This is a genomic window from Paenibacillus sp. RUD330, assembly GCF_002243345.2.
In the GTDB taxonomy this organism is placed as follows: Bacteria; Bacillota; Bacilli; order Paenibacillales; family Paenibacillaceae; genus Paenibacillus_O.
In genome coordinates this window covers 4,304,833-4,325,781 of the sequence record NZ_CP022655.2, presented here as the reverse complement: position 1 = coordinate 4,325,781, position 20,949 = coordinate 4,304,833, and the positions used below count along the sequence as shown (strand labels likewise).

At 54.1% G+C, this 20,949-nt stretch carries 18 protein-coding genes; 15 read left to right on the top strand and 3 right to left on the bottom strand.

Features of this window, described 5'->3' with window-relative positions; translation table 11 throughout:
• The first annotated feature begins 23 nt into the window (after positions 1-23).
• The 11 genes from CIC07_RS19850 (at position 24) to CIC07_RS19795 (ending at position 13,909) form a co-directional block, all read left to right on the top strand.
• A complete protein-coding gene (locus CIC07_RS19850) occupies positions 24-917 on the top strand; it encodes a carbohydrate ABC transporter permease (protein WP_076356732.1) in 894 nt (297 codons plus the stop codon).
• A gap of 97 nt (positions 918-1,014) precedes the next feature.
• Complete coding sequence (locus CIC07_RS19845) at positions 1,015-2,727, top strand: extracellular solute-binding protein (protein ID WP_442953331.1); 1,713 nt, start codon at positions 1,015-1,017, stop codon at positions 2,725-2,727.
• Between the two features lie 199 nt (positions 2,728-2,926).
• Entirely contained in the window at positions 2,927-3,847 is a 921-nt protein-coding gene (locus tag CIC07_RS25225) for a response regulator transcription factor (RefSeq protein WP_234992857.1), read from the top strand.
• Positions 3,844-5,661: a sensor histidine kinase gene (locus tag CIC07_RS19830; RefSeq protein ID WP_076353594.1), complete on the top strand. Its 1,818-nt coding sequence runs from the start codon at positions 3,844-3,846 to the stop codon at positions 5,659-5,661. Before CIC07_RS25225 ends, CIC07_RS19830 begins: the two co-directional genes overlap by 4 nt.
• 72 nt (positions 5,662-5,733) lie before the next feature.
• A complete protein-coding gene (locus CIC07_RS19825; protein ID WP_076353596.1) occupies positions 5,734-6,804 on the top strand; it encodes a M42 family metallopeptidase in 1,071 nt (356 codons plus the stop codon).
• Positions 6,805-7,302: 498 nt separating this feature from the next.
• A complete protein-coding gene (locus tag CIC07_RS19820) occupies positions 7,303-9,069 on the top strand; it encodes an ABC transporter substrate-binding protein (RefSeq protein WP_327205359.1) in 1,767 nt (588 codons plus the stop codon).
• A gap of 224 nt (positions 9,070-9,293) precedes the next feature.
• Positions 9,294-10,259, top strand: coding sequence for an ABC transporter permease (locus CIC07_RS19815; RefSeq protein ID WP_076353598.1), 966 nt, complete (start codon positions 9,294-9,296; stop codon positions 10,257-10,259).
• Entirely contained in the window at positions 10,259-11,236 is a 978-nt protein-coding gene (locus CIC07_RS19810; protein WP_076353600.1) for an ABC transporter permease, read from the top strand. Before CIC07_RS19815 ends, CIC07_RS19810 begins: the two co-directional genes overlap by 1 nt.
• Entirely contained in the window at positions 11,203-12,240 is a 1,038-nt protein-coding gene (locus tag CIC07_RS19805; RefSeq protein WP_076353602.1) for an ABC transporter ATP-binding protein, read from the top strand. Before CIC07_RS19810 ends, CIC07_RS19805 begins: the two co-directional genes overlap by 34 nt.
• Positions 12,237-13,265 carry an ABC transporter ATP-binding protein gene (locus CIC07_RS19800; RefSeq protein ID WP_076353604.1) on the top strand — a complete coding sequence of 343 codons (1,029 nt, stop codon included), beginning with the start codon at positions 12,237-12,239 and terminating at the stop codon, positions 13,263-13,265. Before CIC07_RS19805 ends, CIC07_RS19800 begins: the two co-directional genes overlap by 4 nt.
• 242 nt (positions 13,266-13,507) lie before the next feature.
• Complete coding sequence (locus CIC07_RS19795; protein WP_200801142.1) at positions 13,508-13,909, top strand: DUF2500 domain-containing protein; 402 nt, start codon at positions 13,508-13,510, stop codon at positions 13,907-13,909.
• Between the two features lie 937 nt (positions 13,910-14,846).
• Here CIC07_RS19795 and lplA read toward each other — a convergent pair.
• The 3 genes from lplA to CIC07_RS19780 all read right to left on the bottom strand — a co-directional run bounded on the left by lplA (position 14,847) and on the right by CIC07_RS19780 (position 17,390).
• The gene (gene lplA / locus CIC07_RS19790; protein WP_076353606.1) at positions 14,847-15,833 is read right to left on the bottom strand and encodes a lipoate--protein ligase; all 987 of its coding nucleotides are present in this window, start codon (positions 15,831-15,833) and stop codon (positions 14,847-14,849) included.
• 110 nt (positions 15,834-15,943) lie between these two features.
• Positions 15,944-16,174, bottom strand: a complete 231-nt coding sequence (locus CIC07_RS19785; protein WP_021879285.1) for a hypothetical protein — start codon at positions 16,172-16,174, stop codon at positions 15,944-15,946.
• 322 nt (positions 16,175-16,496) lie between these two features.
• The gene (locus tag CIC07_RS19780; RefSeq protein WP_076353608.1) at positions 16,497-17,390 is read right to left on the bottom strand and encodes a phosphatidylinositol-specific phospholipase C/glycerophosphodiester phosphodiesterase family protein; all 894 of its coding nucleotides are present in this window, start codon (positions 17,388-17,390) and stop codon (positions 16,497-16,499) included.
• A gap of 280 nt (positions 17,391-17,670) precedes the next feature.
• Here CIC07_RS19780 and CIC07_RS19775 point away from each other — a divergent pair, with 280 nt between their 5' ends.
• From CIC07_RS19775 to CIC07_RS19760, 4 genes are all read left to right on the top strand, one after another.
• Entirely contained in the window at positions 17,671-18,081 is a 411-nt protein-coding gene (locus tag CIC07_RS19775; protein ID WP_157741949.1) for a GtrA family protein, read from the top strand.
• A 552-nt stretch (positions 18,082-18,633) separates the two neighbouring features.
• Positions 18,634-19,035, top strand: a complete 402-nt coding sequence (locus CIC07_RS19770) for a hypothetical protein (protein WP_076353612.1) — start codon at positions 18,634-18,636, stop codon at positions 19,033-19,035.
• A 148-nt stretch (positions 19,036-19,183) separates the two neighbouring features.
• Positions 19,184-19,960, top strand: a complete 777-nt coding sequence (locus CIC07_RS19765; protein ID WP_076353614.1) for a YveK family protein — start codon at positions 19,184-19,186, stop codon at positions 19,958-19,960.
• Complete coding sequence (locus tag CIC07_RS19760; protein ID WP_076353616.1) at positions 19,941-20,636, top strand: CpsD/CapB family tyrosine-protein kinase; 696 nt, start codon at positions 19,941-19,943, stop codon at positions 20,634-20,636. The genes CIC07_RS19765 and CIC07_RS19760 overlap by 20 nt, the downstream gene beginning before the upstream one ends.
• Positions 20,637-20,949: the final 313 nt, after the last annotated feature.

Here is a 20,949-nt window from a genome sequence, read left to right as displayed (position 1 = left end):
GAAGGAGGAAGAGAGGCTTGAACATCAGACTCAGCTACGGCGACCGGTTTTTCACCGGATTCATCTATACGTTTTTAGTCTTGCTTTCCGTCACATGCTTGTATCCGTTCTGGAACGCGGTGGTGGTGTCCTTCAATGAAGGAATGGACACCGCTCTGGGGGGCGTAACGGTATGGCCCCGCGCCTTCACGCTGGAAAACTACGAAATCGTGTTCCAGGACAGCCGGATCCTCCATGCGTTTCTCGTCTCCGTGCTCCGCACGATTGTCGGAACCGCATCCGCCATTCTTTGCACGGCCATATTTGCCTTCGGCATGACGCGCAGCGAGCTTGTCGGCCGCAAGTTCTACATGGTCGCCTGCATCATCACGATGTATTTCAGCGGCGGCCTCATTCCGACCTTCCTGCTGATCCGCAGCCTGCATCTGTTCGACTCCTTCTGGGTATTCATCATCCCGTCGCTGATCAGCGTCTGGAACATGATCGTCTTCCGCACGTTCTTCCTGGGACTCCCGGCCGGGCTGGACGAGTCGGCGCGCATCGACGGCTGCGGCTACTGGGGAACCTTCTTCCGGATCGTGCTGCCTCTATCGGGTCCGGTCATCGCGACCTTGGCTCTGTTCACGGCGATCTCGCACTGGAACGACTGGTTCATGCCGAGCATCTACATCAACAACGAGAACCTGATTCCGATCCAGACGAAGCTGCAGCAAATACTCAACTCGAACATCATGACCGAGCAGATGCAGCAGCTCGACTCCGCCGCGCAGGCCAGACTGTCCGCAATGAAGACCATAACGGGCAAATCGCTGTCGATGGCGACGATGATGGTCGCCACGCTTCCGATCATCTGCGTGTATCCGTTCGTTCAGCGTTATTTCGTGAAGGGCGTGCTCGTCGGCGCCGTGAAAGGCTGAGAAGGGTATCCTTGCAGCGACGATTGGTTTTAAGAGCACGCAAGCCCGGCAACGGGCCGTGCATTTAAAATATAGACTTTAGAGCTCGGAAAAGGGGATGAACGAGTTGAGCAAATGGAAAGTGACTGCGTTCAAGAGCATGGCTCTCGCCATGGTAGCCGCAACGGCGCTGGCAGGCTGTTCAGGCAACAACGGAGGCGGCAATTCGGGATCGGCAGCGAACAATGGCGCTTCTCCGGAGCCGGCGGCTTCGACGGCGCCGTCGCCAGACGCGTCGACAGCGCCGGAGGCGGCCGGCTGGCAGGTGGGCAGCGAGCCGCTGGAGTACAGCATGTACGGCCACTATGATTGGTATACGATGCCCAAGTGGGGAGGGGACGTCTCCTCCAAATGGATCATGGACAACATGAAGGTCAACGTCACGCCGATCCAGTCGGGAGGCAACGCCGCCCAGAAGCTGAACACGATGATCGCATCCGGCAAGCTTCCGGACGTCATCTGGCTCGACAAGGGCGCGGATGTCGAGAAGCTGCGCGAAGCCGACATGCTGGTGCCGTTCGACGACTATATCGACAAGTATCCGAACTTCAAGAAATGGGTCGGAGAGAAGAACATCAACATGCTCCGCTCCAGCGACGGCAAGATCTATCAGTTCCCGAACTGGTACAGCAGCCAGCCGTTCGGCAACGCCGGCTACCTGGTCAATAAAAAGTATTATGAAGCGCTCGGCTCGCCGAAGCTTGAAACGACCGACGATTTCTACGCCTATTTGAAGGCTGTGAAGGAGAAGTTCCCGACCGTCGTGCCGTTCAACCCGGATCTGGCCGTAGACGGGCAGGGGCTCGACGTCATCTACAGCGCCTTCGCCGAAGACGCCAATCTGGCCGCCATCGGGAACCGCGCCGCCATCACCGGCGACAAGCTGACCTCGATCTTCCAGGATCCGGTCTACCGCGAGTCGATGCTCTTCAACTCCAAGCTGTTCCGCGAGAAGCTCATGAGCCCCGACGCCATGACGCAGAAGAAGGACCAGGTCAAGGAGAAGGCGTTCACCGGCAAGGTCGCCGTATTTGCCGGCGCAAGCCCGACGGAATACGGCTCGGCCGGAGACGCGGAGCTGAAGAAGGCCGATCCGAACGACGGCTACTTCATGATCTGGCCGATCCACAAGGAAGGCCTGAACAAGGACAAGATTTTCCCCGGCACTTACACGGGCCTGGGCTGGAACGTGAGCGTCATCACGAAGTCCGCCAAGGATCCCGAGAAGATCTTCGCCTTCCTGGATTGGCTGACCGGCCCGGATGGAACCCGCACGCTGATGTGGGGACCGGAAGGCATGTATTGGGAAGGGCATGACGAAGAAGGCTCCCCGATCTTCAAGGATACTTATTTGACGGATGTCAAAGGCCGCACCAAAGTCATGGACGCGACGGTCAACCTGCAATGGGTCGGCAACTCCGCCTTCATGGACAAATCGAAGATGAAGTTCGAGTCGACTCTGCCTGACGACCAGAAGACATGGGAAACAAGGTACCAGAGCACGATTACGTGGAAAACGCAAAAGGACGCGACCGAATTCATCAACCTCGCGCCTGCTCCGAACTCCGAGGAAGGCATCATCCAGACGAGCGTGGAAGAGATCTGGGACGAGTCCCGCGCCAAGGCCCTGTATGCGAAAAGCGACGAGGAAGTGCTGGCGATCCTCGACAAGGCCGACAAGGACGCGATGGCGATCGGCTACCAGCAGCTGCTGGACTACAAGACGAACAAATGGCATGAGAACCAGAAGATCATTGCCAGCAACGGCTGATTTCCATCCCCAAACATGCGTTTGAAAGCTATACTGAAAGCAGGTCCGCCGTCCCGGAGGGGCGGCGGACTTTTTTCTTCATGCCGCCGGTTAATTTCTACATTCCGGCCGGAGCGGCCCATCATGCCTTATCCGCCGACTGCGCGGACTGCCGATCAGAAGGCGGGGCATGCCGCCAGCCGGCAAGGGAGGAGACATCATGTACAAGGTTCTGATCGTGGATGACGAAGAGCTGGATCTGAAGGGCATGCAGACCTTTATTCCGTGGGAGTCGATAGGGCTGGAGATTGTCGGGGCGGTGCACAGCGGCTTCGATGCGTATGAGATTCTTGTCCGGGAGCCGGTTGATATTCTGGTGACGGATGTGCATATGCCCAGCATGTCCGGCCTTGAGCTTGCCGAGAAGGCGCTCGGGCTTCATGAACGGATTCGGGTCATTTTTGTGAGCGGCTATCAGGACTTTCACTACGTGAAGCAGGCCTTGTCGCTCCGCGCATGGGATTATGTGCTCAAGCCGATGGATGATGCGGAGCTGGAGCAGGCGCTGCGCAAGCTGGCCGACCAGCTCGACAGGGAGAAGGCGGCACTCGCGTCGTCGGGGCTGCCGCTGCCTGCGCAGATGCCATCGGCGCAGATGCCATCTATGAAGACGCCGCCGCCGACACAGGAGCCATCGGCGCAGACGCCGCCGACACAAGCGCCATCGGCACAGGAGCCGCCGACACAAGCGCCATCGGCACAGGAGCCGCCGACAGAACAGGGTCAGAGCCTGCCTGCTGCGGCTTCCTCCAAGCCGTCCAAAAACGCCAGGCTGATCGCGGAAGTCGTCCAGTACGTGGAGAGCCGCCTCCATGAGAACATCACGCTGAAGGAGGTTGCGGATGCGTTCGCTTTTTCGCCCAATTATTTGGGAGCCTTGTTCAAGGAAGAGACGGGAATCAACTTCAGCGAGCATCTGATCGACCGGAAGATGAAGATCGCCGGGGAGATGCTGAGGGGGACCCGGCTTCGGATTTATGAGATCGCGGATCGCGTCGGCTATAAATACATGCCGTATTTCAGCCGTCAGTTCAAGGAGACGTTCGGCGTGACGCCTAACGAATACAGGAGGCGGGAATGAAAGGCAGGCGGCAGAGGGGATTCATTCCGCTCGGCATGAAGCTGTTCGCGTCTTATGTGCTTCTTACGATGGTTCCTCTGGCCCTGCTCGGCTGGATCGCGAATTCCATCATGGTCGGCTCCGTACGCTCCCAGACGGAGAACAACATCCGCGGCACTCTAAGGCAGATGGAGGACAACGTCCGCTACCGGATCGACGATACCGTCCGCATCACCGACATGCTCTACCAGGACAGCATGCTGGTCAGGGCGCTCAAGAGCAAGGAAGAGGGCTGGGCCAACTACGACGCGACCAAGAAGGTGCTGCTGCCGAAATTCTGGGAAGCGATCAATTCCACGGACCGCAGCATGAGAATGTCGGTGTACATCAAGAACGAGGTGTACAACGAGATCTATGATCTGAGCAAGGACGGCGAGGATATTCTCAAGTCCAACAACCGTTCCTTTGAAATCCTCCATCTGTCCCGCATCCAGGGGGAGGGATGGTACAAGTCCCTTCCGAAAGAGCAGTACGACGTGACGATGAAGTGGGTCCAGATCGGAGACGACGCCAAGTTCGGAAGGATCTCGCTGATCCGCCGGATTGTGGATACCTACACGCCATCCGATCTGAAGGAGCTCGGCCTGGTCCGGATCAGCGTCTATTTCAACGATTTGTTCGACAGCGTGGACGCCAAGAAAATCATGCCCGGCAGCCGCCTCTATATTGTGGATGAAGTCGGCAAGGTGCTGCATGCTTCGGGGATGGATATCGATAAAGTCCAAGCGCCTGCCCCTGCGTCAGGAGCGGAGGAAGCCGGCAGGGGCAGCCTTGTCATCCGCGAGCCTTTGCCGGGGCTCCAGTACAGCTTGATCGCGGTCATTCCGGAGGAGGTCCTGCAGGCCGATGCCCGCAAAATCACCTGGCTCACCGTGCTCGTCTGCGGCATCAGCATGGTGGCGATCATCGGCGTCGCCCTGTTCGTCACGCGCGCGTTCACGAAGCGGATCGGCAAGGTCATCTCGGTCCTCCAGTCGTTCCGCCGGGGCGATTATCGCCGACGGATCCAGTACAGAGGCCAGGACGAGTATTCCATGATCGCAGATGCCCTCAACGAACTCGGCGCACAGACGGACAACCTCATCCAGGAGGTGTACCTGACGAAGCTGCGCAAAAAAGAGGCGGAGCTCGAGACGCTGCAGGCGCAGATCAATCCGCATTTCCTCTACAATACCCTCTCATCGATCAGCAGGCTGGCGAAGTTCGGCGAAGTGGACAAGCAGCATCAGATGATCATGAATCTGGCCCGCTTCTACCGGATGTCGCTCAACGACGGGAAAACCATCATTCCTGCGGCGGACGAGCTGGATCAGATCCAGGCTTACCTCGCCATCCAGCAGGTCAAATACGGCGACCGCGTCGCAGTCGGCTATCAGTGGGACGAGCGGCTGCTCGGTTACATGACGATCAAACTGATTCTCCAGCCGTTCGTGGAAAATGCGCTGGAGCATGCCTGGAAGGGTGACCGGATTACAATCTCGATATCCGCGGAGCTCAAGACAGGCATTCATCCCGTCATCGAATTCAAGGTGGCCGACGATGGAATCGGGATGCCTGGCGGCCTGGCGGAGGAGCTGCTCAGGGAAACAGGGCGCAGCCGGCAAGGCTATGGCATCCGCAACGTGCATGAGCGGATCCGCCTCTATTATGGAGAGAGCTACGGGATTTCGATCGAAACCGGGATGGGTGGGCAAGGGACGGCGATCCGGATCCGAATTCCGGCACGAAGAAGCCTCGATGCGCCCGATCATCCGCTGCAGGAGCGGCATGGATGATGCGCGCGTGGGCATGCCGCGGCGAATCAGGTATACTGGAATCATTCTGCTGTTATCAGGAGGCAAGGAAAGATGAATGAAGAAACGCTTGAACTGTTCCGGACTTTGACGGAGATGCGCGCCGTTCCCGGCCATGAGAAGGAGCTGCGCAACTATGTGGAAAGCCAGCTGGCCGCCTTCACGGACGAGCTTGTGCGCGACCGCCTGGGCAGCATCTTCGGCGTTCTCCGCGGCGACGAGCAGGGGCCGCGGATCATGGTGGCCGGGCATATGGACGAGGTCGGGCTCATGGTTTCGGCCATTACGGACAACGGCATGATCAAATTCGTCACGCTGGGCGGCTGGAACGCCCAGACGATGCTGGCCCAGCGCATGGAGATCGTGTCCGACAACGGGCCGGTCATCGGGGTCATCGGCTCGACGCCGCCGCATCTGCTGGACGACGCTTCCCGCAGCAAGGTCGTCGACGTGAAGTCGATGTTCATCGATATCGGCGCCGACAGCCGGGAGGAAGCATTCTCCTACGGCATCCGGCCCGGACAGGCGATCGTGCCGGTATGTCCGTTCACGCCGATGGCGAATCCCAAGAAAATCATGGCCAAGGCTTGGGACAACCGCTACGGGGTCGGGCTCGCGATCGAGCTTGCCCGCGAGCTGAAGGGCAAGAAGCATCCGAACGTCATCTATGCCGGAGCGACCGTGCAGGAGGAGGTCGGCCTCAGGGGAGCCCGCACGGCGGCGAATCTCGTTCAGCCCGATCTGTTCCTGGCGCTGGACGCCAGTCCCGCGGCGGATGCGACCGGAGACCGCAATGCGATGGGACAGCTGGGCAAGGGAGCCCTTCTGCGCATCCAGGATCCCGGCATGATCACGCACAGAGGCCTCGCCGAATTCATCCGCGAGACGGCCGAGGAAGGCAACATCCGTTACCAGTATTACTTCTCCCAAGGCGGAACCGATGCGGGTCAGGTCCATCTCTCCGGCATCGGAGTGCCTTCTGCGGTCATAGGCCTGCCGGCGCGGTATATCCATACGGCGGCATCCATCATGCATATCGATGATTATGCGGCGGCCAAGGAGCTTTTGTTCGCGCTCGTGCAGAAGCTCGACAAGAGCGCTTTTGAATCCATTCTAGATCAATAGTCCCCTATGTCGGAAAGCCGTCTCCCCTTCTTGCGGAGATGGCTTTTTTGCTGTCGGGAGGACGGGTTCAGGCGTCGGAAAGGGAAAATAATTCCAATGAAGCGCAATTATTGTTTAACGTATTAATTATATATTGCGTTAAAGCGTTGCATCAAAAAACAATGAAAATCATAAAAAAGTATTGGAAAAAATAATGGTTTAAAGCTCACTCCCAGACTAGTTTCGAATGGTAAAAAAAATCCCGTTTTTTGAGACATTTTGTTTGTTTATCCCCTAAAACGCATACTATCTACAATTCTACTTCCCTTTTTAAAGATGCCACGGACCTTACAGCGGCTTGATTGTAAGCGCTCCCCCCATAAAAAGAATCTATGAATAATTATGCAGTTAATAAAATTTTAATTATTTTCAGAACAATCTATATTCGGACGTTAAAAACCGTGCTACAATTGGAACCGGAAATGACATGTTTTGGCTAGAGCCAAGGAGGAATGTGGAGTGGCAGGTTCATTCAAGTGGAAAACCTTGCTCGTGGGTGTGTCCGTAATGGGGGTTTTGGTTGCAGGTTGCTCCAGCAACAGCAACAACGGCAGCAACAGCAATTCCGGCGCAAAGACAAATACGCCGGCATCGACAGCACCGACCGACAACACGGCTGCGAACGCAGGCGCGACGGATCCGGCCGGTCCTAAAAAGGGCGGCACGCTGACGGTCGGAACGTTCTCCGACATCGTGACGACCAACCCGATTTATGTTGCCGATACTTCTTCTGGCGATGCGGCTTACTTTATGTATTCCAACCTTCTGGACTATGACAAGGACGGCAACATCGTAGCACAGCCTTGGTCCCTGCTCGAAAGCCTTCCGGAAATTTCGGAAGACAGCAAGACTTACACCGTCAAGCTGAAAGCCAATGCGAAATGGAACGATGGCCAGCCGGTAACGGCAGACGACATCGCTTATACGTTCGACACCCTAAAGAACCCGGAAGCTGCTTCCCCTGGCATCAGCTCCTACGACAAGGTGGATAAAGTTGAAGTAATCGATCCGCAAACGGCTAAGATTACCTTGAAATCCGTCTACGCTCCATTCATCAACGTACTGGTCTCCAGCATCGTTCCTTCCCATGTTCTGAAGGACATTCCGCTTAAAGAGCTGGAAAAGAACGCATTCGGCACCGATCCTGCCAAAGCTGTGACAAACGGTCCTTGGAAATGGACGGAATGGAAGCAAAAGCAATATCTGAGCTTCGAAAAAGATGCCAACTACTGGGCCAAGGACGTAAATGACGTCAACATCGACAAAGTCATCTACAAAATTTACGCCGACCAGAACACGAACGTACAAGCCATCATCAAAGGCGACATCGATATGGTCAGCGGCATTCCGGTCACCCAGGTTGAAGCCGTCAAAGCAAAAGGCCTGAACGTCCTGCTTGCTCCGGGCCCGCTGTACGAGTACATGAGCTTCAACTTCAACAAAATGAACTGGGGAGGCAAAGACTCTCCGTTCGCCGGCGAAAAAACCCGTCAAGCGATCGCTTATGCCCTGAACCGTCAAGGCATTCTCGACAATGTCCTGAAAGGCACAGGGCAAGCTCTGAACGCGCCGTTCCTGCCAGGCACATGGGCTGATCCGGGCGCAGACGCGGTCACCTACAACTATGATGTAGAAAAATCGAAAGCCCTGCTTGCTGAAGATGGCTGGGTTGCAGATCCGAAAACGGGAATTCTGTCCAAAAACGGTCAGAAATTCGAGTTCGAGCTTCAATACAATGCCGGCAACAGCCGCCGCGAAGCTGTATCCGCCGTCATTCAGGACAACCTGAAAGCTGTTGGAATCACTGTAACGCCGAAAGCAATCGACTTCTCTTCCTGGATCGAGCAAAACATCAATCCGGGCAAATTCCAGGCGATCCTGCTTTCGTGGTCGCTCAATAGTCCGGATCCGGACAGCGAGTCGATCTTCTCGTCCAAATACTTCCCGCCGAACGGTCAAAACTCCGGCTGGTACAACAACCCGACGCTGGACAAGCTGTGGGTGGACGGCTACTCCACGACGGATCAAGAGAAACGTAAAGAAATTTACAAGCAAGTCGCTCAACAAATTTCCACCAACCTTCCTTATGTCTTCTTGTACCAATATGGTACGCCTGAAGTTCTTGGACCACGCGTGAAATACGCAGCAGAAGACGCTCCTGTAGCTGCTCTGTCCTATGGTTACTTCTTCGGGATCAACAAATGGTGGGTCGAGGATTCCAAATAAGGCACCGAGGCATTCTGTACGGAAATATATTGAAAGGGGGAAGGCCCTGTCCTTCCTCCTTTCTCCTTTCTCGATTTTTACGATTTGATGGTCAAGGAAGACGGTTTTGCCCTGCGCATAACCGGCCGGTCCTAAGCCCGGATGAACACCGGTTCTGCCCGGCGCAAAGCCGGCAGCTGCCCAGCATTCAGTTCAGTTTTGATGTTCCAGAGGAGGATTAAATGATGGGCGAGTATCTTGTCCGCCGGATTTTGCAGTCCGTCGTCGTACTGTTTCTGATTTCGGTTTTTACCTTCGGCTTAATCCATGCCGCACCTGGCGGTCCAACCCAGATCTTCTTGTCCCCAGGCTTGTCAGTTGAGGCCGGAAAGATCAAAGCTCAAGAACTCGGTCTTGATCAGCCTATTCCTGTCCAGTATTTACAGTGGATGGGCAATATCTTAAGCGGTGATTTGGGCTCCACATTCAAGAATAATATTCCTGTTGGCGACATTCTGTGGCCTACCGTCAAAAACACATTGATTCTCATGGGAGCAGCCTGGATTCTGACCTTGATTATCGCGATTCCCTGGGGCATCTACAACAGCACCAAAGAATACGGATTCTCTGACCAGACCGCATCCTTCATTTCTTATACTGGATTCGCGATGCCAGCTTTCTGGTTCGGCATTATTCTGCAGAGCTACTTCTCTCTAAAGCTGGATTGGCTCCCTCTATCCGACATGTATACAATGGGCAAGGAGGGCAACATCCCGGACTTGTTCATGCACTTGATTCTGCCTGTATCGGTGTTGTCTCTCGGCATGCTTGCCGGTTATCTCAAATATGCCCGATCCAGCATGCTTGAGGTGTTGGAGCAGGATTATATCCGTACAGCAAGGGCCAAGGGCGTGAAGGAGAACAAGGTTGTTTTCAGGCATGCTTTGCGCAATGCGCTTATTCCGCTCATCACTCTGTTCGGCCTTGACTTGCCTATCCTGGTCGGCGGTGCAGCCTTGACGGAAGCCGTCTTCAACTGGCCGGGAATGGGACGTTTATTCGTCGAGATGGCCAATTCCCGTGAATATTCCGTTTTGATGGCCATTACGCTTCTCGGAGCCGTCTTTGTCGTCGTCGGCAATTTGATTGCAGACATCTTGTATGCCGTTGTTGATCCGCGAGTTCAGCTGAGCAAAGGAGGCAAGTCTTAATGAGCGCCAATCTGCAGCCTACAAGCAATCCTAGCTTACCTGTCCAGACCGGCGCTGCCCCCAAAGCGGATAAACCGATTGGACCTTGGAGACAGACATGGAACAAGTTCAAGCGCAATCCCTTTGCCATGACAGGCCTGGCCATCTTGCTGATTTTTGTATTGTCGGCCATTCTGGCGCCGTACATCGCGCCTTATGACCCCGCTAAGCAAGATTTGATGAACTCTAATTTGAAGCCGTTTACCGGAAATCACTTTTTGGGAACGGACGAATTGGGCAGGGATATCTTTTCCCGCATTGTCTTTAGCGGACGAGTCTCCTTAACGGTTGGATTTTCCGTCGCTGCGGTGTCTGTTCTAATCGGTTCGTTGATTGGAGCTATATCCGGTTACTTCGGCGGTTGGATTGATGTTATCTTTATGCGTTTGATTGATGTGATGATTTCAATCCCCACGTTGTTCCTGAACATCCTGATTGGAGCCATTTTCGGCACGAAGTTCATTTATATTATTCTTATCCTGTCCTTTACGAGCTGGATGGGAGTGGCGCGTCTTGTGCGAGGGAATTTCCTTCAGCTGCGTGAAATGCAGTATGTGGAAGCAGCCAAAGCGATCGGCGTCACCAGCTGGGGCATCATCTTCCGCCATCTGCTGCGCAATGCAAGCTTTCCCATTATTGTCAATGCGACTTTGATGGTGGGCGGGGCCATTCTGGCGGAGTCGGGCCTTTCCTACCTGGGACTCGGTATTCAAATGCCGCAAACGAGCTGGGGCCAAATGCTCAGCAATGCTCAAGAATTCATGCTTATTGATCCCATCCAAGGCGTATATCCAGGCCTTTGCATCTTTTTAGTCGTGCTGTCGGTCAACTTCATCGGAGACGGCATCCGCGATGCGCTGGATCCTCGTCAAAAAATGCATCTTTCTCCAAGGAGGCTGGAAAAATGGCGCGCAAAATTCTCGAAGTCAACGAAATGAGTGCCGGCTTCCTCGTGAACAAGGAGATCCTGAAGGCTACCGACCGGATTTCGTTCAGCGTGGAAGAGGGCCAGACTCTATGCATCGTAGGAGAGAGCGGCAGCGGCAAGAGCGTCACCTCGCTCGCCGTCATGCGTCTCATCGATTACGCGGGAGGCATGATTCTCGAGGGCGACATCAAATTCAACGGCGAAGTTCTTTCGGAAAAGGATCAGGATGAAATGCGCCGTATCCGGGGCAACCAGATCGCGATGATCTTCCAGGATCCGATGTCTTCGCTCAATCCCGTATTCACGGTCGGAGAGCAGATTGCCGAGAGCCTTCGTCTCCATCAAAGGAAAAGCCCGAAGGACGCTATGAAGATGGCTGTCGATCTGCTTCGCGAGGTCGGCATTCCGTCTCCGGAGGTTCGTGCGCGGCAGTATCCGCATGAGTTGTCCGGCGGCATGTGCCAGCGCGTCGTCATCGCCATCGCTCTTGCTTGCCGTCCGGAGCTGCTGATTGCGGATGAGCCGACAACGGCGCTGGATGTAACGGTTCAGGCGCAAATCCTCGATCTCTTGAAACAGCTGCAGAAGGAAACGGGCATGTCTGTCGTGCTCATCACCCATGATATGGGCGTAGCGGCCGAGGTTGCCGATCGGATCGTCGTCATGTATGCCGGGGGAATCATGGAAGAGGGCTCTGTCGAGGAAATCTTCAGCAAGCCGAGCCATCCGTACACGGTCGGCCTGCTGAAGTCGATTCCAGGATTTGAAGCGAAGACGGATGAAGAGCTCTACACGATCAAAGGCAATATTCCGCGGATCAATCAGCTTCCGGGAGGCTGCCGCTTCCATCCTAGATGTCCGCATGCGATGGATATTTGCCGCCGCGAGGAACCGGGATTCTTCCAGCTCGGCAACGACCACAAAGCAGCGTGCTGGCTGTTCGAGGAGCATTCCGATGAGTCTCCTCTATCCCCAAGGATCAACATCGGCAGTCAAGGGGAGGTAACGGTATGAGCAGGCAGCTGTCCAGCGAAACTTTGATTGAAGTCAAACATATCAAGAAGTATTTCCCGATCAAGAAGGGCTTGCTCAGCCGTGTCGTGGGCCAGGTCAAAGCCGTGGACGATATTTCCCTGGAAATCAAAAAAGGGGAGACATTCGGCCTCGTCGGCGAATCCGGCTGCGGCAAGTCGACGCTCGGACGTGTGATCCTGCGGCTGCAGAGCGCCACGGAAGGATCGGTCGTTTATAACGGAGAGAACATTCATGCGCTTGGGACCAGCAAGCTTCGCGATCTCCGTCAGGATCTGCAGATCATCTTCCAGGATCCGTTCGGCTCCCTGAACCCGCGCTTCCGCGTCAGCGATGTGATCGGTGAACCGCTCAAGGTGCATACGAATATGTCTGCAAAAGATATCGACGCTCGTGTCGTCGAGCTGATGGAGCTTGTCGGCCTTGACGCTTCCCGCCGCAATCGCTATCCGCATGAGTTCTCCGGCGGCCAGCGCCAGCGGATCGGCATCGCGCGCGCGATCGCGCTCAATCCGAAGTTCATCGTCGCGGACGAAGCCGTCAGCGCCCTGGACGTATCCGTCCAGTCCCAGGTGCTCAACCTGCTGGCGAAGCTGCAGCGCGAGCTCGGCCTGACGTTCCTGTTCATCGCCCACGGTCTCAACGTCGTCCGCCATATCTCGGATCGTGTCGGCGTCATGTATCTGGGCAAGCTGGCAGAAGTCGGCCCGACGGAGGAATTGTACAACAAGCCGCTGCATCCGTATTCCGCCGCGCTGCTGTCCTCCATTCCGAAGCCGAATCCGGCTCTTAAGCGGGAGCGCATCATTCTCAAGGGCGATGTGCCTTCGCCGGCTAACCCTCCATCGGGCTGCCGCTTCCACCCGCGCTGTCCGCTCGCGCAGGATCGCTGCAAGGCCGAAGAGCCTCTGCTTCGCGAGGTGCTGCCTGGCCGTCAAGTCGCATGCCACTTCCCGCTTCTTGAGGAAGGCGATCTGCAGCGCATGGCTTCCGGACGTTTGGGTTGAATCGAAGAGTTCACTAAAAAATAGAATAGAAGCTCCCTATGCGGGGGCTTCTATTTGCATGTCAATCAAGTGAAAGTGCCTTCAAGAAGGGGATGAAAACCTTCAACCCAATCAACATCAACGATTCCGACCTCCAGCCCTCGTTAGGACAAGATCCGCCAATCCGGGAGAATAAGCCGGCTCGGCCGTCATACAATGGGACTAAGGTACATCATGGGGACACATCTGGGGAGGGAGCGGGAATGGGGACCGGGATGAGCATGGAATCGATCTTCTCCACGGCAGGAACGGCATTCACGATTCTTATTGCAGTCATTGCGGTGATCATCGGTGCGGGCCTCTGGAAATCCTACTCGGGCTGGAGCCGCAACAACGCCCAGCCTCAGCTGTCGGTGAAGGCGGCCGTGGTCAGCAAGCGGTCCCGAGTCCGCAGCCAGCAGCCCTACGAGGAAGGCTCGCATCAGCATACGCTGACCGATTATTATGCGACCTTTGAAGTCGAAAGCGGCGACCGGATGGAATTTTCCGTCACGGGCAAGGACTTCGGCTTGCTGGCTGAAGGGGATGTCGGAAAGCTCACCTTCCGCGGCTCCCGATACCAAGGGTTTCAAAGAGACAACAACCGTGTCATCCAATTTGGATGATGCTTTCACTGACTTGCTTGTATTCAGGCCGGAATCTCCATCATGGAGCATTTCGGCTTTTTTGATTTGAATTCTGCTGGCTGGATGGGAAAGATGCATCATTAAGCAGGAGAGCAGAAGCGCCGCCGCAAGCAGAATAAGCTGCCATCCTAGAAGAGGATAGCGGCTTGAGTAGACAAAATGGCTGATCATGGCCTGTTTGTCATGGATTTGGACGTCACGACGGCTAGATAAATCGAACCATCTGAGCCAACAGCCGTGGTGTATTTGAACGTCCAGGTACCGACTTGTCCATTGCCCCATGAAGGTTCGCTTGTCACCGCTTTACCTGGCTGCAAGGTCCGATCCAGCCAATTCACATTCTTGGGACTGACAAGATATAGTTTCAATGGTTTCGAGGAATCATTTCGAACATATATTCTTTCCGGTGTATCAACGGTTTTGCTGAATTTGAACGATGTCGATCCTTGGCCTCCATTAATGGCATAATTTCCAGCGTTAACGAGAGTTTGTTGAGGAGCAATTTTAGATGGGGATGCAAGCTGCACCAGGGAAGAAGATTGTGATTCATGGGCAGGAAGAGCACTAGCTGGCACAACCGGCAAGCAGAACGGCTGAAAGTACAGACATCGCCAGAATGAATGAAAGATTTTTCATGTTTTTCCTCCATAGGATATTTTTAATTTATACAAATAATAACACTAATATTTATATCCAAATTTCTTGAATTAAAAAATATTAATGTTTTAATGGCATATTCCCTGTTTACGACATATTTTCTTTATTCATAGAACTATTTAGTGGGGGTAATGGTTTTGAAAACAACAAAAAGGATCCCGGAGTGGAATCCCTGTTTTGAGCATTGGAAAACCGATATGGAAAGCTATTCGGTCAGCAGCAGCCTCTTGAATGCATGCTGGAGAGGAAGAGACTGGAGTTAAAATAGAAGTTCAATGAACTCGTCCAAGCTGACGGGACCTAAAAAAGGCGTCAAATCGGTATCGGACAACGCCTCGCGGACGGATTGCTGTTCATAGCGAACTCCTGCAAGCAACTTCTCAAGGTCGGCAACTTCGCTGGTTCCAAAAAAATCTCCATAGATGGAAGCCTGTTCGATACGCCCGGTCTCAACATTCAGCCGTACATCGAAGGTTCCCGCTGCAAGCCTCTTCACTTGACGCATATTGAAGGCAGGGGAACGCCCGTAGTTCCAATCCCAGTTGCGATAGCGCTCCTCCGAGATTGTACGGACGCCATCCCAGTCCGCATCCGTCAGCTCGTAGGCTTGGACGGGCTGGCCATCATATAAGGTCTCAAGCAGATAGGAGCGGAACTGCTCCACCGTCATCGGCTTCTGCAGGAACTCGGAAATGTTGGCGACACGGCTTCGAATCGACTTCGTCGACTTGGATTTGAACTTCTCCGGATTCGGCTTGAGCGCCGATGCGACATGAGCAATGTCGGACTGGAACAGCAGAGTGCCGTGAGTGAACATGCGGCCTCGTGTCGCGAACTGGGCGTTCCCCGATATTTTGCGCTCGCCGACCTGGATGTCGTTCCGACCGCTGAGCTCGGCCTCTACGCCCAACGAGCGGAGCGCTTGAATGACAGGTTCCGTGAATTTGCGATAGTTGCGGAAGGATTCGCCATCATCCTTGGTGATGAAGCTGTAATTCAAGTTGCCGTGATCATGATAGACGGCTCCGCCGCCGGATAGCCGGCGCACGACATGGATATTCTGTTCCTTGACATAGTCTTCGTTGATTTCCTCCAGCGTATTCTGGTTTTTTCCAATGATGATGGACGGTTCGTTGATGTAGAACAGCAGATAATCCTGATCAGCGGGAAGATGGCGGAGAATATATTCTTCGAGAGCCAGGTTAAGGGATGGATCATGCATATCCCGGTTGTCGACAAACAGCATGGGCGTTTCCTCCTTGAGATCTATGTACGAATTGTAATTCCACTGTACCATAATGGAGCTCCATGCAAAAATGCCGCCTGCTGGGGCAGGCGGCATTGGCATGGAAGAGATCAATAAAGGGAAATCGTTAGCGTGTCTTTTTCATTGATCGTATGGAGAGTGGCTTCGCTTCCCGAGATTTCGACGCTGATCAGGGAACGTATGGAGCCTTTAAGAGCATTTTTGCCTGTGGAAAGCTTGCGGTTCAATACCTCGCCTAACTTGTCGAGCGCTTTTTTATTGTTTTGTTCGGCGATATATACAGGAATCTTCTTGTTTTGGAAGGAAATCAGAGTTCTCATGTTCTTATCACTCCAATCAATTCGAATGGTTGAGTATATTGTACCCAATCAAGATTAATAGATTCTTAAAAAAGGGTTATGAATTCGTTACAATTAGCCCGGAATCAAGCTTTTCCGTTCTTAAATCGCATGCAATCTAATCCTTTAGTAAAGTAAGTATAATCATTGAGTGCCTTGGATGCAACCCATAGCCCCAAATTTCATGGCTAAAAAAGGTTCCGTGTTAAACGTTCTTCATGTGGCTGCGCATTCCTGCCTGCGAATACGAGGAAGGGGACATATCTTTTCCCCGATAATCTGACAGATTATTGCCGACAAGGAATTACTTGCCTTCCGGGATGGAGATGCCGGCGGCAGCCATCCTCGCATAGGTCATGGAGTCGCTGTATACGCCATGAACACCGGAGGCAAGGAGCGAGCGAATCGCTTCGAGATCATTGACGGTGTGGGCGTACACTGGAACCTGGAGCGAGGCGAGCTGCTGAACCAGCTTGACGGATTTGCGTGCGCGGTCCTCCGGCATCGTGACGGCATCGATGGATTCCGTCCGCCGGACGAATTCGAGCACTTGGCTATCCGTATCGGGAGATTGATAAAGCGTGTATATATAGGAAGAGAAGGAATGAACCTGTTCAATCCAGACGTACATCTCCTGGCTGTAGACCTGGGGAATGATCCGGCTCAATACTTCCGTATCCGTCCCGGCTGCTCTCATCAAAGCCTGGAACGATGCCTGGGCTTCCTCCGCCGTGGAACCCTTCGTGTCCGTAATGATCCACATATCGGTATTCTTGCGCATGAGATCGCAGATCTGCTCGAAGCTCATCGCATGATAGTGGTCCAAAATGGGCAGATCGAGGATCGTTTTACGGCTTGTCGGCTTGTCCATTTCCGAGCGGGGCAGCTCCTGGCGGAATCGGTCGTAGAGATAGGAGCCCCAGTCGTGACGGCTGATCAGATATCCGTCTGTCGTAAGCTGCAAATCGACCTCGAACAGCCGGTAGCCCTTCTCATAATTCTGTTGGAAGGCTTCGTATGAATTCGTAAAAAAATGGTTGTCCACCGAGCCCAAAGCATGAGCGGCCAAAGTTTCATCGGTCCAGGCAGGGGCGGGGTCCCGTCCGGCAACAAAAGCGGATTTGGCTCCGGAATACAGGGGAGCGGCGATGATCAGAACGGAGATGGAAAGGATCATAACGGATGTCCATTTTTTCATGCTGACGATACCTCTTTCGGATGCTATTCGCTAAGTCTATGCCTGAGTCCATTCATTACCCGTTCAAGGAGCGGATGAAATCCATCTTGACTTGACTGGATAAAGATACATGGGATACTCTTCTAGGTATCACTACCTTCTCTATGACAGGCACTCCATACAAATCGGAGAAATACCCTTTTAATTGAAGGGCATCGCTTGAATCCGATGTCATCGCTTGCTTCAGTAGAGACGTACAAGGATTGGGTGGATTACGATGGGAATGTTAATGAAATACGCATTGACCGGCGTATTGAATACGGTTCTGGATTATGCGATTTTCGGCCTTCTGAACGCGGTTTTTGGTGTCCACTATTTGATCGCGCAGACGATCAGCTACGCAGTCGCGACAATCAACAGCTATCTGGTCAACCGAAGCTGGACATTCAGAAGCTCGGAACCGGGACGCAAAGGCGAATGGCTCCGGTTTCTGGCCGTGAACCTGTTCACATTCGGAATTTCGACCGCTGTATTGGCTGTTTTTCACGGCGGACTAGGTTGGAATACGCTGATTGCGAAAGGAATTGCCGTTGTCGTTGCGACCGGAGCCGGATTTGCAGCCAATAAATATTGGGTATTTCGCGTCAAGGAAGTTTCTTCGGACGTGACCAAAGTCTCGAATTCTGTCGAATCGGGCCTGGAAAAACCTTGAACGACATCATCATTTCGTCCTGTCGTTCCTAAGTCCCTGAATGCGGTCGTCTGTTATAGGACTACTGTCGGGGCGCCGAAACAAGAAGGAACAGAGACAAGAACAGGAAAACCGCTCAAGAGAGCGGTTTTTTGTTCTTTCACGGACCTGGAGGCGACTGCGACAATAGTCTGCTTCATGGAAGCCCTGCGGAAGCTTCCATGGATGAGGACGATAACGCATACATTTCCATGAAAACGTGAACAAGTCTGAATATTCCTACCATTTATTGCATGAAAACTAGGAGCAGGGTACTTGAAAACAGGACCTGAAAATGAACAGGAAAGACTAATCCAAACACATCTTTCTTCCCTCTAGCTTTTGCGACGAACTGTGTCATAATCGAACCAACAAGCTGAATAGCAGCGAAACTGCTGGAAGGCTGACTGCAATCCCCTGGCAGCCCGTGTCTGAAAATACCGAATGCTGAAGCTTTGATCTGACAACAGACGCGCTTATCATCCACGCATGGCGAGCATCGATGGAAGCGACGATACAGGGAGGGACAAAGGGATGGCGGTCCGCAAACTATCGCTTGTCACGGAATATGAGGGACTGAACGAGCAAATCCAGAGAACAAGGGAGAGCCTGCAGGCATTTATGGAGATGGAGCAGAAAAAGCTGAAATTGCGCCAATTCCTTCAGGTGCTCGCGGAGGATGACAGCCTCGGTCTCGCCAATCAATCCGATTCGCTTGCCGAGCTGCTGTATGTGACGGAATATCCGCTCCGCCGTGAATTCGTGTTCGACTACAAGAAGAACCGCTATGTGCCGGGAAGCCAGAAACCGCGCATCGATCTGGCCGAGCTTCTGACGCTTCTTCTGGACAAGAAGGGCATCGATAAGAGCTTCGAGGATCTGATGGAGCATATTCTCCACGGCGGAAGCCTGGATGATTTCTTGGACAGAAACTAACAAGCCGCCAAAAGATAGAGGAAGCAAATGGGCAATCCGCTCTTTTTTTTTCTTCAAAAGTTCTCGAAATGAATAATTAAAGAAAATTAATAATTCGAATAGGAGTCTGTTCTCGTATTTTCAACCATTTTTTACTGGAGGGAACATCTTGGAAATCAAACATTATGCCTACATCATCCGCAAGCGGCTATGGCTGATCGCAGCCATCGTCATCGTGAGCTGCTCGCTGGCCGCAACCTACTCGTATTGGTACGCCAAACCCCAATACGAGGCGTCGGCCAAGCTGCTCGTCGGACAGGTCAAGGACGGCGGCGGTTTGATGTCCAGCATCGACCTCAGCATGATCAACAGCAATATCCAGCTGATCAAGACCTACAAGGAAATCATCAAGACGCCGCGCATCATGCAGATCGTCGCCGAAGAATATCCGCAGCTCCACCAAAGCGCAGGCGAGCTGGCCGGGAAGGTGACGGTGACATCGGTCAACGACACCCAGGTCATGTCGGTCACCGCCAGAGACGAGTCGTTCGCCGGGGCAGCGAATATTGTGAATGCCGTCTCGCTCGTCTTCTCCAAGGAAATTCCCAAGCTGCTGCAGGTCGACAACGTCTCGATTCTGAATCAAGCCGATCCTGCCGCCGGGGCCGCGCCGGTCGCCCCGAACGCCAAGCTCAATATCGTCACGGCGTTCGCGCTTTCGCTGCTGGCGGGTCTGGGGCTGGCCTTCCTGCTTGAGTATCTCGACGACACGATCAAGTCCGAAGAAGATGTCCGCGATGTCCTTGGACTTCCTGTGCTTGCGGCGATACCGAAGTTCAAGGAGAGAGAGGCGACGGCCAAGGGCGGCAGCAATCTGAACAATACGGGAACGATACCGGCTTCCGGCCATGTGGGGAGGAAAAGCAATGTCTCGCTTGACGCGTAACTGGACTCTAATAACGGCGAGCAATCCGAAGTCGCCGATCTCGGAATCTTACCGGATGCTGCGCACCGGAGTGGACTACGCCGGAGTCGACGATCCTGTCGACCTGCTGATGGTCACCTCTTGTCGAGCAGGAGAAGGCAAAAGCACGACTTCGGCCAACATGGCGGTCACCTTTGCCCAGGCGGGGCAAAAAGTGCTGCTGATCGATGCCGATATGCGGAAACCTTCTCAGCATCATATCTTCTCCCTCAGCAACCGGGGAGGACTCACCGGAGTGCTGCAGGGGCGCAGCACGCTCGAGCAGGGGGTTCAGGCTTCGGAGGTGGACAATCTGGACATTTTGACAGCGGGTCCAACTCCTCCCAACCCTTCCGAGATGCTCGGATCGAGAGCGATGGCCGCTCTGCTGGAGCTGGCCAAGGAACAGTACGACCAGGTCATCGTCGACACGCCTCCGATTCTGGCTGTGACGGATGCCCATATCGTAGCCGGCAAATGCGACGGCGTCGTGCTCGTCATCGATGCCGGCAAGGTCAAGAGCGATACGGCGCGCAAAGCGAAGGAAACGCTTGAAAATGCCGGGTCGCGGATGCTTGGAGTCGTTCTCAACAATGTCGACCGGGATGGCAACAGCGGCTACTACTATTACTACTACGGCAGCGAGGAGCAGGCTTGAGCAAGGAGGGTGGACGGATTTTTCCCGCAAGCGGAAATGGAGCCGCCTCCAGCCATGAGGATTGGCCGGCAAGTCGGGCGAAGCGGTCCGAATCAAGCCAAGGTAATGTCTCCTGCACCTCTATCACCGGAGGCACTCGGTCATGCTGTGGGCCAGCGGCCTTAGACGTTCATCGTCGAGGGCATGACGTGAGGCGGGGTTCGATGCCCCTGTGTTGATTTGGAGATTACCGGCGAGGCTTCACCGATGCGTCAGCAACGGAGCTGTGTTAGAAACGAGCGCGGCGGATATGAACTTGTTTCGGCGAATGGCG

What these genes read in the sequence shown, in the direction of transcription:
- CIC07_RS19845 (WP_442953331.1), top strand. Translation starts at nt 1,015, where the DNA reads ATGAACGAGTTGAGCAAATGGAAAGTGACTGCGTTCAAGAGCATGGCT.
- CIC07_RS25225 (WP_234992857.1), top strand. Translation starts at nt 2,927, where the DNA reads ATGTACAAGGTTCTGATCGTGGATGACGAAGAGCTGGATCTGAAGGGC.
- CIC07_RS19830 (WP_076353594.1), top strand. Translation starts at nt 3,844, where the DNA reads ATGAAAGGCAGGCGGCAGAGGGGATTCATTCCGCTCGGCATGAAGCTG.
- CIC07_RS19825 (WP_076353596.1), top strand. Translation starts at nt 5,734, where the DNA reads ATGAATGAAGAAACGCTTGAACTGTTCCGGACTTTGACGGAGATGCGC.
- CIC07_RS19815 (WP_076353598.1), top strand. Translation starts at nt 9,294, where the DNA reads ATGGGCGAGTATCTTGTCCGCCGGATTTTGCAGTCCGTCGTCGTACTG.
- CIC07_RS19810 (WP_076353600.1), top strand. Translation starts at nt 10,259, where the DNA reads ATGAGCGCCAATCTGCAGCCTACAAGCAATCCTAGCTTACCTGTCCAG.
- CIC07_RS19805 (WP_076353602.1), top strand. Translation starts at nt 11,203, where the DNA reads ATGGCGCGCAAAATTCTCGAAGTCAACGAAATGAGTGCCGGCTTCCTC.
- CIC07_RS19800 (WP_076353604.1), top strand. Translation starts at nt 12,237, where the DNA reads ATGAGCAGGCAGCTGTCCAGCGAAACTTTGATTGAAGTCAAACATATC.
- CIC07_RS19795 (WP_200801142.1), top strand. Translation starts at nt 13,508, where the DNA reads ATGGGGACCGGGATGAGCATGGAATCGATCTTCTCCACGGCAGGAACG.
- lplA (WP_076353606.1), bottom strand. Translation starts at nt 15,833, where the DNA reads ATGCTGTTTGTCGACAACCGGGATATGCATGATCCATCCCTTAACCTG.
- CIC07_RS19785 (WP_021879285.1), bottom strand. Translation starts at nt 16,174, where the DNA reads ATGAGAACTCTGATTTCCTTCCAAAACAAGAAGATTCCTGTATATATC.
- CIC07_RS19780 (WP_076353608.1), bottom strand. Translation starts at nt 17,390, where the DNA reads ATGAAAAAATGGACATCCGTTATGATCCTTTCCATCTCCGTTCTGATC.
- CIC07_RS19770 (WP_076353612.1), top strand. Translation starts at nt 18,634, where the DNA reads ATGGCGGTCCGCAAACTATCGCTTGTCACGGAATATGAGGGACTGAAC.
- CIC07_RS19760 (WP_076353616.1), top strand. Translation starts at nt 19,941, where the DNA reads ATGTCTCGCTTGACGCGTAACTGGACTCTAATAACGGCGAGCAATCCG.